11 protein-coding genes and 1 pseudogene are annotated in these 13,537 nt (G+C 74.4%); 6 read left to right on the top strand and 6 right to left on the bottom strand.

Annotated features, from left to right (window positions below; all coding sequences use genetic code 11):
* Positions 1 to 195: 195 nt before the first annotated feature.
* Positions 196 to 750 (top strand): DUF421 domain-containing protein, encoded by a 555-nt coding sequence (locus DQ238_RS10620; protein ID WP_199506264.1) that lies wholly within the window; start codon positions 196 to 198, stop codon positions 748 to 750.
* 88 nt (positions 751 to 838) lie between these two features.
* Here the strand turns inward: DQ238_RS10620 and nrfD are convergent, their stop codons facing one another.
* From nrfD to DQ238_RS10645, 4 genes and pseudogenes are all read right to left on the bottom strand, one after another.
* Positions 839 to 1,885 (bottom strand): NrfD/PsrC family molybdoenzyme membrane anchor subunit, encoded by a 1,047-nt coding sequence (nrfD, locus tag DQ238_RS10625; protein ID WP_113781268.1) that lies wholly within the window; start codon positions 1,883 to 1,885, stop codon positions 839 to 841.
* On the bottom strand, positions 1,882 to 2,862 hold the full coding sequence (locus tag DQ238_RS10630; RefSeq protein ID WP_113781269.1) for a 4Fe-4S dicluster domain-containing protein: 981 nt from the start codon (positions 2,860 to 2,862) through the stop codon (positions 1,882 to 1,884). Before DQ238_RS10630 ends, nrfD begins: the two co-directional genes overlap by 4 nt.
* A pseudogene (gene fdh, locus DQ238_RS10635) lies at positions 2,862 to 6,104 on the bottom strand (formate dehydrogenase). Before fdh ends, DQ238_RS10630 begins: the two are co-directional and overlap by 1 nt.
* Positions 6,105 to 6,154: 50 nt before the next feature.
* Positions 6,155 to 7,093 carry a hemerythrin domain-containing protein gene (locus tag DQ238_RS10645; RefSeq protein ID WP_147263047.1) on the bottom strand — a complete coding sequence of 313 codons (939 nt, stop codon included), beginning with the start codon at positions 7,091 to 7,093 and terminating at the stop codon, positions 6,155 to 6,157.
* A gap of 205 nt (positions 7,094 to 7,298) precedes the next feature.
* Between DQ238_RS10645 and DQ238_RS10650 the strand changes: the two genes are divergently transcribed.
* The 5 genes from DQ238_RS10650 to DQ238_RS10670 all read left to right on the top strand — a co-directional run bounded on the left by DQ238_RS10650 (position 7,299) and on the right by DQ238_RS10670 (position 11,666).
* Positions 7,299 to 8,096, top strand: a complete 798-nt coding sequence (locus DQ238_RS10650) for a GAF and ANTAR domain-containing protein (RefSeq protein WP_158550758.1) — start codon at positions 7,299 to 7,301, stop codon at positions 8,094 to 8,096.
* Positions 8,097 to 8,153: 57 nt separating this feature from the next.
* The gene (locus tag DQ238_RS10655) at positions 8,154 to 8,504 is read left to right on the top strand and encodes a hypothetical protein (RefSeq protein ID WP_113781272.1); all 351 of its coding nucleotides are present in this window, start codon (positions 8,154 to 8,156) and stop codon (positions 8,502 to 8,504) included.
* Between the two features lie 75 nt (positions 8,505 to 8,579).
* The gene (locus DQ238_RS10660) at positions 8,580 to 10,070 is read left to right on the top strand and encodes an NAD(P)/FAD-dependent oxidoreductase (RefSeq protein WP_113781273.1); all 1,491 of its coding nucleotides are present in this window, start codon (positions 8,580 to 8,582) and stop codon (positions 10,068 to 10,070) included.
* A gap of 52 nt (positions 10,071 to 10,122) precedes the next feature.
* On the top strand, positions 10,123 to 10,533 hold the full coding sequence (locus tag DQ238_RS10665) for a phage holin family protein (RefSeq protein ID WP_113781274.1): 411 nt from the start codon (positions 10,123 to 10,125) through the stop codon (positions 10,531 to 10,533).
* A 194-nt stretch (positions 10,534 to 10,727) separates the two neighbouring features.
* A complete protein-coding gene (locus DQ238_RS10670) occupies positions 10,728 to 11,666 on the top strand; it encodes an alpha/beta fold hydrolase (protein WP_113781275.1) in 939 nt (312 codons plus the stop codon).
* Positions 11,667 to 11,726: 60 nt separating this feature from the next.
* Here DQ238_RS10670 and DQ238_RS10675 read toward each other — a convergent pair whose 3' ends face one another.
* Positions 11,727 to 12,677 carry a hypothetical protein gene (locus DQ238_RS10675; RefSeq protein WP_113781276.1) on the bottom strand — a complete coding sequence of 317 codons (951 nt, stop codon included), beginning with the start codon at positions 12,675 to 12,677 and terminating at the stop codon, positions 11,727 to 11,729.
* Positions 12,678 to 12,788: 111 nt separating this feature from the next.
* Positions 12,789 to 13,496 (bottom strand): ZIP family metal transporter, encoded by a 708-nt coding sequence (locus tag DQ238_RS10680; RefSeq protein ID WP_199506266.1) that lies wholly within the window; start codon positions 13,494 to 13,496, stop codon positions 12,789 to 12,791.
* Positions 13,497 to 13,537: the final 41 nt, after the last annotated feature.

A 13,537-nucleotide genomic window follows, 5' to 3' on the forward strand; every position in this document is an offset into this window, starting at 1 on the left:
GGCGCTGCAACGATGGATCGACCAGTGGAACGAACAGGCGCGGCCCTTCAAGTGGGTCAAGACCCCGGACCAGATCCTCAACAAGATCGCCCGATACTGCGCACGGATCTCCGGATCGGAACACTAGGGGCGGGGAGTTCCTCCGCGCCGCCGGGGTCCTCCCGCGGTGACCGGCTTCTCGAGTGAGGAGATCGCGTGAGCAACTGGTTGGGCGGCCAGACCGACGAGCTGGTGGGCGTCGTCGGCAAGGCCCTGCTCATGTACGGGACGGCCCTGCTCGGGCTCCGCGTCACCAACCGCCGCACCCTCGCGCAGTGGACCGCCATGGACTTCGCGGCGGCGGTCGCGATCGGGGCGGTCGTCGGCCGCACCGCGATCGCCTCCGGCCAGTCCTACCTCGTCGGCGCCGTGGCCCTCATCACGCTGCTGGCCGCGCACGCGGTCGTGGCGCGGGGACGCAGGGTGCGGTGGATCGCCAAGACGGTCGACCACCCGGTGCGCGTGCTGCTCCACGACGGCGTCCTGCTCCGGGACCAGCTGCGGCACTGCGACCTGACCGACGACGACGTCCTGGCCAAGCTCCGTGAGCGGGGGGTCCGGGACCTCGGCGAGCTGCGCTACGTGCTGTACGAGACGAAGGGCGAGCTCACGATCGTGCGCGAGGAAGGCCCCGGTACCCCGGACGGCGCACTGGTGCGGATCGGGCTGGCCCGGGCAGCCGACGTCCCCAGACGCGACCGGGCCCGCTGACAGCGCGGCCCGCCGACCGCACCGCCGACTCCTCCGGTCGAGGGAGGCGTGGCCGGGCCGGCCTGCGGCAGCGCACGCCCGTGCGCGGTCAGCGGCCGGCGGAGCGGTCTCCCTCGGCGGGACGGTGATCCTGCCCCTGCCGTTTGTCCAGCCGCTCGCGCTGCGGCTGCACGGTGTACCTCGGGTCGTCGGCCGAGGCCATCCCGGCCTCGAAGACCCCCCAGCGGGTCAGCGCGGAGGCGGTCAGCAGCAGCGCTCCGCCGACCCGGCCGAGCCAGGGGCGGCGGCGGCCGGCGACGGCCGCGGCGGCGCCGGCGACCAGCAGCTTCTCCCCCAGCTTCACCAGCCGCCCGGACCTCCCCTCCGAGTACGGCTCGCCGACCATGCCGAGGCGGCGCTCCATGAGCCGGGTGGCGGCCACCTCGGCGGCCGCGCCGAGCACGGCCAGCCGCCGGGCGGGGCCGGCCTCGCCCGGCGGCCCCGCGAGCAGCCCCAACCCGCCGGCGGAGGCGGCGCTGGAGCCGGCGAACAGGAACGGCATCTCCCGGTAGCCGTCGTGCCAGGCGGGCACCGCGGTGTCGGAGACGAGGGCAGCGGTGTAGGTGGCCACCCCGCTGCCCAGGACCGCCGCGCCGGCGGTGGCCGCCAGCCCGGTCCGGGGCAGCAGCCCGGTCAGCGCGCTGCCGGCCGACGCCGTCGCGGCGGGCCCGTAGGCGGCCAGCAGCCAGGAGCCGACGCTCATCGGGGAGGTGACCTTGAACACCCGCAGCATGTTGAGGAAGCGAGCCGGCTCGCCGAGGTCGTGGATGAGGCCGGCCAGGGACAGGAACACCCCGACGGCCGCACCGGTCTTGCTGACTCGGGCCAGGCCCGGGCGGCGGGTGGCGTCGGCGGCCAGGGCCAGCATCGAGGAGGCGCCGGCCAGCCCGCCGGTGAAGAAGTAGCCGGGGATGTCCGGCGCGCTCCACACCGGCCCGTTGAGAACCGGCTTGCCGTAGTACGAGGTGAACGTTGCGTCCGGGACGACGGGTTGCTCGCCGCCCCGCCGCCGGCGCCCACCGCGGGTACCGGTCAGCGCGCCGCGCCCGGGGGTCTTCGGCCGCACCCCCTCACGGGTGACCTCCGACTCGCTCACGAGCGCCGCCCGAACAGCGCGCCGACGACCATGCCCGCCAGCGACAGCGCGGCCAGGCCCACGTGCTTCCACATGTCCGGCAGGTCCCGGGTGCTCACCACCGGGTCCGGCGGCAGCCCGTAGACCTCGGGGGCGTCGAGCAGCAGGAAGAAGGCGCCGTCCCCGCCGACGCCGTCGTCCGGGTCGTGGCCGTAGAGCCGGGCGTCGGGGAGCCCCTCCTCGTGCAGCTGCCGGACGCGGCGGTCGGCCCGCTCCCGCAGCTCGTCGAGGACCCCGAACTGGATGGAGTCGGTGGGGCACGCCTTCGCGCAGGCCGGCTCGGCGCCCACCGACAGCCGGTCGTAGCAGAGGGTGCACTTCCAGGCCCGCCCGTCGCCCTCGCGCTGGTCGATGACGCCGTAGGGGCAGGCCGGGATGCAGTAGCCGCAGCCGTTGCAGACGTCCTCCTGGACGATCACCGTGCCGAACTCCGTGCGCACCAGCGAGCCGGTCGGGCAGACGTCGAGGCAGGCGGCGTGGGTGCAGTGCTTGCACACGTCGCTGGACATCAGCCAGCGCAGGTCCCCGGGCTCCCCGCCGTCCCCCGCGGGGGTCGTGGGGGTCACCGTCGCCTGCTCCGGCGGCGTCCCCGAGCCGACGAGCTGACCGGTGGGCTCGTGGTGCACCCCGGCCACCTGCCCGGCGAGGGGCTTGCGCTGCTCGATGAAGGCCACGTGCCGCCAGGTGTCGGCGCCCAGGCCCACCGAGTTGTCGTACGACATCCCGGTGAGGGTCAGCCCGTCCTCCGGGATGGCGTTCCACTCCTTGCAGGCCACCTCGCAGGCCTTGCAGCCGATGCACACCGACGTGTCGGTGAAGAAACCCATCCGCGGCGGGTGGTCGGCGTGGCCGGACAGGGTCGCCGGGTCGGTGTCCCCCCGCAGCGCCTCGTCGAGGCCCACCCGCAGGACGGGGCTGCCCAGGAACGCCTTGGCCATCAGATCTCCGTCCCGGTCTTCTCGGTGATCCCCGCGCGCACCCGGTACTCGCGTACCAGCTCGTTGCGTGCCGCCCCCCGGGGCCGCCGGCCCGGGCGGATGTCGCAGCTCAACGCCTTGGTCTCCATGATGTGCACGTTCGGGTCCAGCGACTGGTGGGTCAGCTCGTTGGCCGCGTCGCCCCGGACGAGCCCGTTGCCGCCCCAGTGGTAGGGCAGGCCCACCTGGTGCAGCGTGCGGCCCTGGACGGTCATGGGGGTCATCCGATCGGTGACGAGCACCCGGGCCTCGATGGCCCCGCGCGCGGTCACGACCGTGGCCCAGCCCATGTGCTCCAGGCCGCGCAGCCGCGCCAGCTCCGGGGAGACCTCGCAGAACATCTCCGGCTGCAGCTCCGAGAGGTAGGGCACCCACCGGCTCATCCCCCCGGCGGTGTGGTGCTCGGTGAGCCGGTAGGTGGTGAGCGCGAACGGGAAGACGTCCGCGCCCGGTGCGCTGCCGCTGGGGTGGTAGCGGTTGTGCTCCCGCGGCGGCATGAGCTGGCGGACGGGGTTGCGCTGCTGGCCGTAGAGCAGGTTGTCGAACGGGGAGTCCTGCGGCTCGTAGTGGGTCGGCAGGGGTCCGTCGGTGAGACCGGCGGGGACGAACAGCCACCCCTTCCCGTCGGACTGCATGACGAACGGGTCGACGCCGGAGAGCGCCTCGGCCCCCGTGGCGTCCTCGGGCGGCCGGTGCCACGGCGACACGTGCCGGTCGAAGTCCGGGATGTCGTGCCCGGTCCAGCTGGCGCTCTCGTCGTCCCACCAGACCAGCGCCTTGCGCTCGCTCCAGGGCTTGCCGTCGGGGTCGGCCGAGGCGCGGTTGTAGAGGATGCGCCGGTTGGCCGGCCAGGCCCAGCCCCACTCGTTGGCGATCCAGTCCTGCTCCTCGGCCGGCTTGCGCCGGTCGGCCTGGTTGACGCCGTCGGCGTAGACGCCGCAGTAGATCCAGCAGCCGCAGGCGGTGGAGCCGTCGTCCTCGAGCTGTTCGTAGCTGGCCAGCGGCCGGCCCTCGCCGTCGAACCCGTTGATCTCGGCGAGCACCGCCTCGGCCTCCGGTTCGGCCAGCGCCCCCTTCGTGGGGTAGTCCCAGGTCAGGTCCAGCACGGCGCGGTCGCGGGGGTTGAGCGAACCGGCCAGCTTCTCCCGGACGATCCGGCCGAGGTGGAACAGGAACCACAGGTCGCTGCGCGCGTCGCCGGGCGGCTCGACCGCCTGGTGGTGCCACTGCAGCATCCGCTGGGTGTTGGTGAAGCTGCCGTCCTTCTCGGTGTGCGCGGCGGCGGGCAGGAAGAAGACCTCGGTGCCGATGTCCTCCGTCCGCAGCTCCCCGGACTCGATCTCCGGGGACTCCTTCCACCAGGTGGCGCTCTCGACGAGGGAGAAGTCGCGGACGACCAGCCAGTCGAGGTTGGCCATGCCCAGGCGCTGCAGCGTGGCGTTGGCGTTGCCCACGACCGGGTTCTCTCCCATGAGGAAGTAGCCCTTGCAGACGCCGTCGAGCTGGGCGTGGATCGTCTCGTAGTTGCTGTGGCTGCCGGTCAACCGGGGCAGGTGCCCGAAGCAGAAGTCGTTCTCCGGCGTGGCCGCCGGCCCGTACCAGGCCTTGAGCAGGCTGACCGTGTAGGCCCGCATCTCGGTCCAGTAGCCCTTGTCCGCGCGTTCCCCCTCGACGAACGCGTCGAGGTCCTCGTCGGCGTGGGCGTACGGCATCGGGAGGTAGCCCGGCAGCAGGTTGAACAGCGTGGGGATGTCGGTGCTGCCCTGGATGGAGGCGTGCCCGCGCAGCGCCATGATCCCGCCGCCCGGGCGGCCCACGTTGCCCAGCAGCAGCTGGAGCACCGCCGCCGCGCGGATGTACTGGACGCCCACGGTGTGCTGGGTCCAGCCGACGGCGTACACGAACTCGCTGGTGCGGTCCCGGCCGGAGTTCTCCTCCAGCTCCTGGCAGACCCGCAGGAACAGGTCTCGCGGGATGCCGCAGACCTGCTCGACCATCTCCGGGGTGTAGCGCGCGTAGTGCCGCGTGAGGACCTGGAAGACGCAGCGGGGGTGCTGCAGCGTCTCGTCCCGCTGCGGCTTCGGCTCACCGCCCACCGGCCCGCCGGAGCCGGTGGTCTCCCCGCGGCTGTGCCGGCTCAGCCGCTCCGAGTACTGCTGGTCCCGCTGGCCGGAGGCCGCCTGCACCTGCGCCCCCTCGTACTGCCAGCTGGACGGGGTGTAGCTGCGGCCCTCCCGGTCCAGGCCGGAGAAGACGCCGTCGAGGTCCTCGGTGTCCTGGTAGTCCTCCCGCAGGACGTCGGGCGCGTTGGTGTAGGTGACCAGGTACTCGCGGAAGTACGCCTCGTTCTGCAGGACGTGGTTGATGATCCCGCCGAGGAAGGCGATGTCGGTGCCGGCGCGCAGCGGCACGTGGATGTCCGCGAGCGCCGACGTCCGGGTGTACCGGGGGTCGACGTGGATCACCGTCGCGCCGCGCGCCTTGGCCTCCATCACCCACTGGAACCCCACCGGGTGGCACTCGGCCATGTTGGAGCCCTCGATGACGATGCAATCGGAGTTCTGCAGGTCCTGCTGGTAGGTGGTCGCCCCACCGCGGCCGAACGAGGTGCCCAGACCGGGCACCGTGGAGGAGTGCTATATGCGGGCCTGGTTCTCGATCTGCACGGCCCCCATGGCCGTGAACAGCTTCTTGATGAGGTAGTTCTCCTCGTTGTCGAGGGTCGCTCCCCCGAGGTGGGCGAAGCCGAGGGTCCGGTTGGTCCGCGCGCCGTCGACCTCGTCCTGCCAGCCCGCGCGGCGGCTCTCGAGCACCCGGTCGGCGATCACGTCCATCGCCGTGTCGAGGTCCAGCTCCTCCCAGTCGGTGCCGTGCGGACGCCGGTACAACACGCGGGTCTGCCGTCCCGAGCCGGTGACCAGCTGCTTGGTGGCCGCGCCCTTCGGGCACAGCCGGCCGCGGCTGACCGGCGAGTCCGGGTCGCCCTCGACCTGGGTGACCTGCCCGTCCTGGACGTAGACGTTCTGCCCGCACCCGACCGCGCAGTAGGGGCAGATGGACTTGACCACCTTCTCGGCGGTGACCGTCCGCGGGACCAGCGTCTTCGTGGTCCTGCTGTAGGAGGCGCTGCCGCGGCCGAGCGGGTCGTCCCCGGTGAGCTGGCGGTAGACCGGCCAGGACTCGATGAAGGTCCGCAGACCCATGGCGCCTTCTCCCGTCTCGCGGCTGCTGGTCGGTCAGCTGGTGGGCGTGTTCACCCCGGAGCGCCCGGATCCGGTCGGCCCTCCCGGTCCGCCGGCCGTCCGGTGGCGTCCCGGGCCCGGTCCACCGGCGCCGCGGACCGCGCGGCGGCGGCCACGGCCGGCCCCGGCTCGCGCGGGGCGTCCGGGTGCGGGCGGGTGGGCGCGTCGCGCTGGGCGGCCAGGATCCGCTCCCCCATCCGGGCCCGTTCCTCGTCGGGGACGGCGCGGCGCAGCTGGAGGAACAGCCGGTCTTCGTACGCCACGTGCCGGTGCAGCCGGGGCATCAGCTCCTCGACGAGGTCGTCGAACTCCTCGGTCTGCGGATCGGCCCGGGAGAGCGCGGACAGCGTCTCGGTCGCCTCCTGCTCCTGCTGCAGACCCCCGTCGGCCCACCGGTCGCCGTCGGGCAGGAGTTCGCGCACCCGCGGCCAGAGGTGCTCCTCCTCCGACGTCTCGTGGGCAGCCAGCGCCTTGCCGATCATGTCGACGATCGACTCGCGCTCGGAGGCCTGGGCCGGCGTCCCGCCCCTGCTGCGGCCGGGGATCGCGTCCAGCTGCTTGACCAGCGAGGTGGCCGCGTCGTGCTGGCGGGTCAGCACGGTGACCACGTCGGTGGTCGACCCGGGGTCGTTCTGCGGGCCGGGGGTCGCGGTGCGCGCGCGGGCGGCGGCCGCCATCTGGGCGTCGCCCTGCGCGCGGCGGCGCAGCCAGGCGTGGACCACTCCTCCGGCGTCCGGCGCGTGCACCGCGGGGTTGGCCAGGTGCTGGCTGCTGCCGGGGAGCACCCCGGGACGCCGCTGCTCCTCGGCGGTGACGACGTCGCTGCCGTCGGCGGGGAACCCGGTCGCGATCAGGTACGCCAGGCCGGGGTGGACGCCGAGCCGGGCGGCGGCGGCCGCGTAGTCGGTGCCGCCGTCCAGCGCGGCGAGGACCTGGTCCCGAGTCGGCATCCCCACCCCCACGTCCGCTGCCGTCGGCGAACAGTTGTCGGCAGTCAAGCATCCCGTTCGGGGTCCCGCACCCGCTGACCGTCGGAGCCGGGACCGCACCGACCCCGCGGGCCGGTCCGGCGGGGTCGGGGGCATCCTCGTCCCGGACCGCCGCCCGTGCCAGACCCCTCTGCGGACCGGTCGGGCGGCCCGCACACTCGGGGTCGTGCAGACGCCTCCGGACGCTCCCGCTCCCGACGTCCTCGCCGGGCTGGCTCGGCTGGCGGAGGACGACGACCCGGCCTCGGTCCTCGACCGCCTCGTGCGGCACGCGACGACGCTGGTGTCCGGCTGCTCCGGAGCCGCGCTGACCGTGGCCACGCCGACGGGCGGGCTGACCGCGACGGTCACCGACGGGCGGGTGGACCGGTGCCACGCCGTGCAGTTCCGGGACGGCGGCGACGGGCCGGCCCGGGAGGCGCTGCGACACCGCGAACCGCGCCGCGTCGACCACGTGCTGCGGGAGAGCCGCTGGCCGGAGTTCCGGGCGGTGGCCGCCGCCGAGGGGTTCGGCAGCTGCCTGGCCCTCCCCCTCGCGGCCGAACGGGTACCGGCGGCTGCGCTCAACCTGTACGCCGACCGGCCGGGTGTCTTCGACGGCACCACCCACGACGTGGCCCTGCTGTTCGCCGCCCAGGGCGGCGTCGCCCTGGACAACGCCGAGCTGTACCACCGCAGTCGCGAACTGGTCGAGCACCTGCACCGCACGCTGGCGACCCGCAGCTCCATCGAGCGGGCCAAGGGGGTGCTCATGGCCCGGCACGGCATCGGCAGCGACGCGGCCTTCGACCTGCTCCGGGCGGAGTCGCAGCACAGCCACCGCAAGCTGCGGGACGTCGCCGTGGCCGTCCTCCAGCAGCAGGAGCCGGGGGTCCCGGAGGTGGCGTGGGCACCGGTGCGCGTCCACGGCGGTCCCGGGTCGGGGACGTCGGTGTCCCTGGCGGGTCGGGAGCACCGGCCGTAACGTGTGCCGCGGTGCTGAGCGGGCAGCACGTTCTCCCTGCCTGCCGGAGGCCCGTCGATGCCCGACCTCCTCGCCTCGCTCGCCGACCACGAACTCGTGGCACTGCGCATGCTGCTGGAGCAGCTCGGGTTCCTCACCGGGCTCCTGGTCGAGTGCCCGGACGACGAGCTCGACCTCCGGCTGCAGGTGACCCGGGACGGGCAGGATCCCCTCGTGGAGGTCCTCCTGGCCGCTCCCTGCGTCCCGGCGCCGGCGCGGTGGGAGGCCGTCCGGGTCGGGGACGGGGTGCGGGAGGTGTGGCGTGGGCCGGAGCGGACCCGCTCCGGCCGGGAACTCGGTGACTTCGTGGGCGACCTGCTGTCCCCGCTCACCGCCGAGCTGGCACGGCGCTACTGCCGGCTGGGCTGACACCCCGGCGGCCACCGGCTGGCACCCTGCGGCCACCGACTGGTCCGCGATCGGCGGATCCCCCACCATGACCGCGTGGACGGGAACCCGGACGCCGTCGTGGTGGGTGCCGGCCCGAACGGTCTGGCCGCCGCGCTCCGGCTGGCCGCCGCCGGGCTGCGGGTCCGGGTCGTCGAGCGCGACGAGCAGGTCGGCGGGGGGCTGCGGTCGCAGGCGCTCACCCGGCCCGGCTTCGTCCACGACGTGTGCTCCGCGGCCCATCCGATGGCCGCCGCGTCCCCGTTCTTCGGCGAGTTCGACCTCGCCGCCCGAGGGGTGCGCCTGCTGCACCCGGAGCTCCCCTTCGCCCACCCGCTCGACGGCCGGCCGGCGGCGGTCTCGCGGCCGTCGGTGGAGGAGACGGCGGCGGGCTTCGGCGCCGACGGCCCGGCCTACCGGCGGTTGCTGGGCCCCCTGGTGGAGCACGGGCAGGACATCGTCGACTACTTCCTCGGCAGCTCCTTCCGGCGGCCGCCCACCCGCAGCGTCGCGGCGGTGACCCGGTTCGGGGTCCTCGGGCTCCCGAGCGTCCGCCGGCTGACCCGCCTCTGGTTCGAGGACGACGGTCCGCGGGCGCTCATCGGCGGAGCGGCGTCGCACGGGATGCTGCCCCTGACCCGGGCGGTCACCGCCGGGCTGGGGCTGCTGCAGGGCATGCTCGCCCACCACGCCGGGTGGCCGGTGGTCGAGGGCGGCTCGCAGCGGATGGCCGACGCCATGGCGGCCGCGCTGGAGGAGCAGGGCGGGGAGGTGGTCACCGGCCACGAGGTGAGCGACCTGCGCGAGTTCGACGGCGTCCCCGCCGTCCTGCTGGACACGACCCCGAGGGCGTTCGTGGCGATGGCCGGGGACCGGGTCCACGAGGGCTACCGGCGGTGGGTGTCCCGGTATCGGTACGGACCCGGGGTGTTCAAGGTGGACTGGGCGCTGTCGGAGCCGGTCCCCTGGACCGACCCCGAGGTCCGCCGCGCCGGCACCGTGCACGTGGGCGGGACCCTCGAGGAGATGGTCGCCGCCGAGGCCGCACCCGCGGCCGGGCGGATCGCCGAACGGCCGTTCGTGCTCACCGTCCAGCCCACCGTGGTGGACCCGACCCGCGCGCCGGCCGGCGGGCACGTCCTTTGGGGCTACGTGCACGTGCCGCACGGGTCCGACGTGGACGTGACCGAGCGGATCGAGGCGCAGATCGAGCGGTTCGCCCCCGGTTTCCGGGACACCGTCGTCGAGCGGCACACGTTCACCGCGCCGCAGATGCAGGCGGGCAACCCCAACGACGTCGGTGGGGAGATCTCGAACGGCCAGGCGTCCCTCTGGCAGATGCTCTTCCGGCCGGTGCCGCGGTGGAACACCTACGAGACGCCGGTCCCCGGGGTGTTCCTGGCCTCTGCGGCGACCCCGCCCGGGCCGGCGGTGCACGGGATGGCCGGGGACAACGCCGCCCGGGTGGCGCTGCGCGAGGTCTTCGGGATCCGGGAGGCGCCCCGGCTGCGCCCACCGGCGTCGGTTGGTCGGCGGCCGGCCGGGTAGGCCAGCGACACCGGGTGACCGGAACGGTCCCCGACGGCAGAGAGGACCTCCGATGACCGCGAGCACCCCGGGCAGCTCCACCGCGGAGCTGCTGCAGGCCATGAGCGCCGACCTCTCCGCCCTCGTGCGGCAGGAGCTGCAGCACGCCCAGCAGGAACTGGCGGACAAGGCCCGGCAGGCGGGCCGGGCCGGCGCGATGCTCGGCGGCGCGGCCGTGCTGGGGACGATGGCGATCGGGACGTCGGCCGCCCTGCTGCTGCGGCTGCTCGAGCGCCGGTTCTCCCCGACGACCGCGGCGGTGCTGGCCACCGGCCTCTACGCCGGCGGGGCCGGCGCCCTCGCCGTCACCGCGCTGCGGGAGCTCCGCCGGGCGTGGCCGCTGGTCCCCCGGGAGACGGTGGCCAGCCTGCGCGAGGACGTCCGGGTCGCGACCGACACCCCGACTCCGCCGCCGGCCGGCTGAGCGGACGGCCGGCCACGCGGTGGAGGGCTCCCGGCCGCCGCGAGGACGACGCTGGGGAACCCGGTGCGGACGCAGCGTGCCGACTCGTGAGGAGCGGGGAGACAGACGGTTTCCCGCTGTGCGGACGCCGGGTAGCGGCCCGCCTCGACCCGCTCCTGCGCCTGTGCCCTGGGCGCCCCTTCGAGAGGATCCCCATGCCCATCCGTCGACGCTGCCTGCTGACCGCCGGTCTGACCGCCGTCCTCGTCGTCCCGGCAGGCCCTGCCCTCGCCGACAGCACACCCGATTCCGGCTCCAGCACCGAGGGCTCCGTCACCGAGGGCTCCGTCGAGGTCGACGGGGCGCGCATCCACTACCAGGTCGAAGGCGAGGGTGAGCCGATGGTCCTGGTCCACGGCTACCCGCTGTCCGGCGACCTCTTCGCCCGCAACCGCGCCGAACTGGCCGAGAGCTTCCAGGTGATCACCCCGGACCTGCCCGGCTACGGCGGGAGCGAGACGTCCGGGCAACAGGCCGAGGGCTCCGTCGGCGCTTACGCGGACGACGTCCTCGCGGTGATGGACGACCTCGGAGTGGACTCCGCGGTCGTCGGCGGCATGTCCATGGGCGGCCAGATCGTGCTCTCGATGTACCAGCAGGCTCCCGAGCGCTTCGACGGGATGATCCTCATCGACACCACCGCCGCTCCGGCTCCGCCGCCGGAGGCCGGCACCTGGGAGGGCGTGGCCCAGGTCGTCCGCGAACAGGGCAAGCAGGCGGTTCCTCCCCTGGTCATCGACGAGATGCTCACCGGTCGGACCCGGATGGACGAGCCGGAGCTCGTCGACCAGCTGATCGGCCTGATGGACCAGGCCAGCACCGAGGCGTACCTGGCGGGCGCCTCCGCGCTGGCCACCCGACCGGACTTCCAGCCGCTGCTCCCCGACATCGCCGTCCCCACCCTGCTGCTGGTCGGCCTCGAGGACCACCTCTACCCCTACGAGATGGACCAGCAGATGGCCGCAGCCATCCCCGACTCGGACCTCGTCGTCCTCGACGGTGGGGCGCACGCCGCGATCATCGAGCAGGCGCAGCCGGCCGACGCGGCGATCCTGCAGTGGGCGCAGGAGCAGTCCCTCTCCGCCGCCGCATAGGCCACGCGGCTCCGGGACGTCGCTCCGCGGCGTCCCGGAGCCGGCGGTCGCCCGCCCCGGTCAGCGGCTGCGGCGGCCGGGAAGACAGGCCGCGCCGGCCAGCAGCAGGGCCACGCCGTCCTCGATGAACCCCGCCTGCACGTCGGGCATCCGGCCGGCCGCCCACCGCCGCCAGCCGAGGCCGCCCCAGCTGCCGAGGGCGGCGCCCGCCGCGGCGCCGAGCGCCGGGACCGCGGCGTTCATCCGCTCCTCCGCGGCGAGCCGCGACGCCCCGGCCACGGCGCCGACGAACCGCGGCGGCAGACCGGCCGCGCTGGTCCGCTCCGGTGTCTCCGGCCGCTTGTCGACGGCGACCTCGGTGGACACGACCGCCAGCGCACCGAGCCGGGACAGCGCCGACCGCCAGCCCGGTCGGCCCGGACGCCGGCGGGCGAACAGCGCCGGCGCGCCCAGGCCCAGCGAGCTGCGGGAGCCGGTGGCCACGCCGAGCAGCAGCGACCGCACCACGAGCCCGGCGCGGGCGGGGCGCCGGGGCTCGGCCCGTTCCCGGTCGGTCGGTACCGCCTCGAGCACCGCCTGCGCGGCGACGCCGTAGGCCAGGTGGGGCACGGCGTCGGAGAGCCAGTCACCCGACGACCACGTCCGCGGGTCCGTGACCCCCAGCACCGCGGCGGGGACGTCGGTCGCCGCCATGGCGGCACCGCCGGCCACCACCGCCCCGACCGTCGGGGAGAACCGGATCCCCGCCGACCGCACGGTGCTGGCCAGTACGCCGGTCAGCAGTCCGTTGCCGATGCCGGCCAGCGCGCCCAGCCCGGTGCGCCGGGCATCCTGCTGCGTTCTCGATCCGGGGACGCTCCGCCCGACCGCGGACGCGATGGCGTCGACGACCCGTTCGGGGGTACGGCTCGGCGGACGCCCACGCCAGGCCATGTCCAGGTAGGTGGCGGCAGTGAGAGCCGTGGTGCCGGCCGCGCCGGCGGCGAGTCCCCGTTCGACGGATCCGATCACACGCAACGGTGACCGGAGGGGGGTGTGTCCGGCAACTCGACGTGTCGGGGAGTCGCCGCGCGCCGTCCGTGCAGGTGGACGAGGTCCGGGTCCTCGTCGAGCTCCTGCCCGCTACGGCAGCGCCCCGGTGATCACGTACAGCAGCCCGGCACCGGCCACCGTCAGCCCCAGCGCGGCTCTCGACGGTCGTGGCGTGTGCGCCTCCGGCAGGATCTCGGCCGCACCGATGTAGAGCAGGAATCCGGTGAAGGCCCCCAGGTAGAGCAGCAGGACACGATCGGGGACGTGCAGCGCCAACGTGCTCGCCGCCCCCGCCAGCGGAGCCAGCGCATCGGCGACGAGCAGCGCCGCGGCACGCCGGCGCGTGTTGCCGTGGGCGAGCATCAAGGACACCGTGTTCAGCCCGTCGGCGAAGTCGTGGCCGATGATCGCGACGGCCACCGCCAGCCCGACGCCGGCGTTGACCTGGAAGGCCAGCCCGATCGCGATCCCGTCGGCGAAGCTGTGCCCGGTCAGGGCGAGCGCACTCGCCAGCCCCACGCTCGGATGGTGCTGGCCGCCGGACTCGTCCTCCCCGCCGTGGTGGGCCAGCAGGGACTTCTCCAGGACGTGGAAGAACAGGAACGCCGCCACCAAGGCGACCATCACCGTGCGGGTCGGCGTCCCGGTCCGCTGCGTGAGGTCGAACAACTCCGGTAGCAGGTCGAACGCGACCACCCCCAGAACGACCCCCGCGGTCAGCCCTAGGATGAGCCGCAGCCTCGAGCTGCAGCGCAGCGCGAAGACGCCGCCGCTCACCGTCGACAGAACCGTTCCCACGGTCAGCAGCATGATCGGCACGCTCCCGACAACGAAGCCCT

It is taken from the genome of Geodermatophilus sp. TF02-6, assembly GCF_003319115.1.
GTDB lineage: Bacteria > Actinomycetota > Actinomycetes > Mycobacteriales > Geodermatophilaceae > Geodermatophilus.

Coding starts and splice junctions, on each gene's coding strand:
- DQ238_RS10630 (WP_113781269.1), bottom strand. CDS start 2,862: ATGGCCAAGGCGTTCCTGGGCAGCCCCGTCCTGCGGGTGGGCCTCGAC.
- DQ238_RS10655 (WP_113781272.1), top strand. CDS start 8,154: ATGCCCGACCTCCTCGCCTCGCTCGCCGACCACGAACTCGTGGCACTG.
- DQ238_RS10665 (WP_113781274.1), top strand. CDS start 10,123: ATGACCGCGAGCACCCCGGGCAGCTCCACCGCGGAGCTGCTGCAGGCC.
- DQ238_RS10645 (WP_147263047.1), bottom strand. CDS start 7,093: ATGCCGACTCGGGACCAGGTCCTCGCCGCGCTGGACGGCGGCACCGAC.
- DQ238_RS10670 (WP_113781275.1), top strand. CDS start 10,728: ATGCCCATCCGTCGACGCTGCCTGCTGACCGCCGGTCTGACCGCCGTC.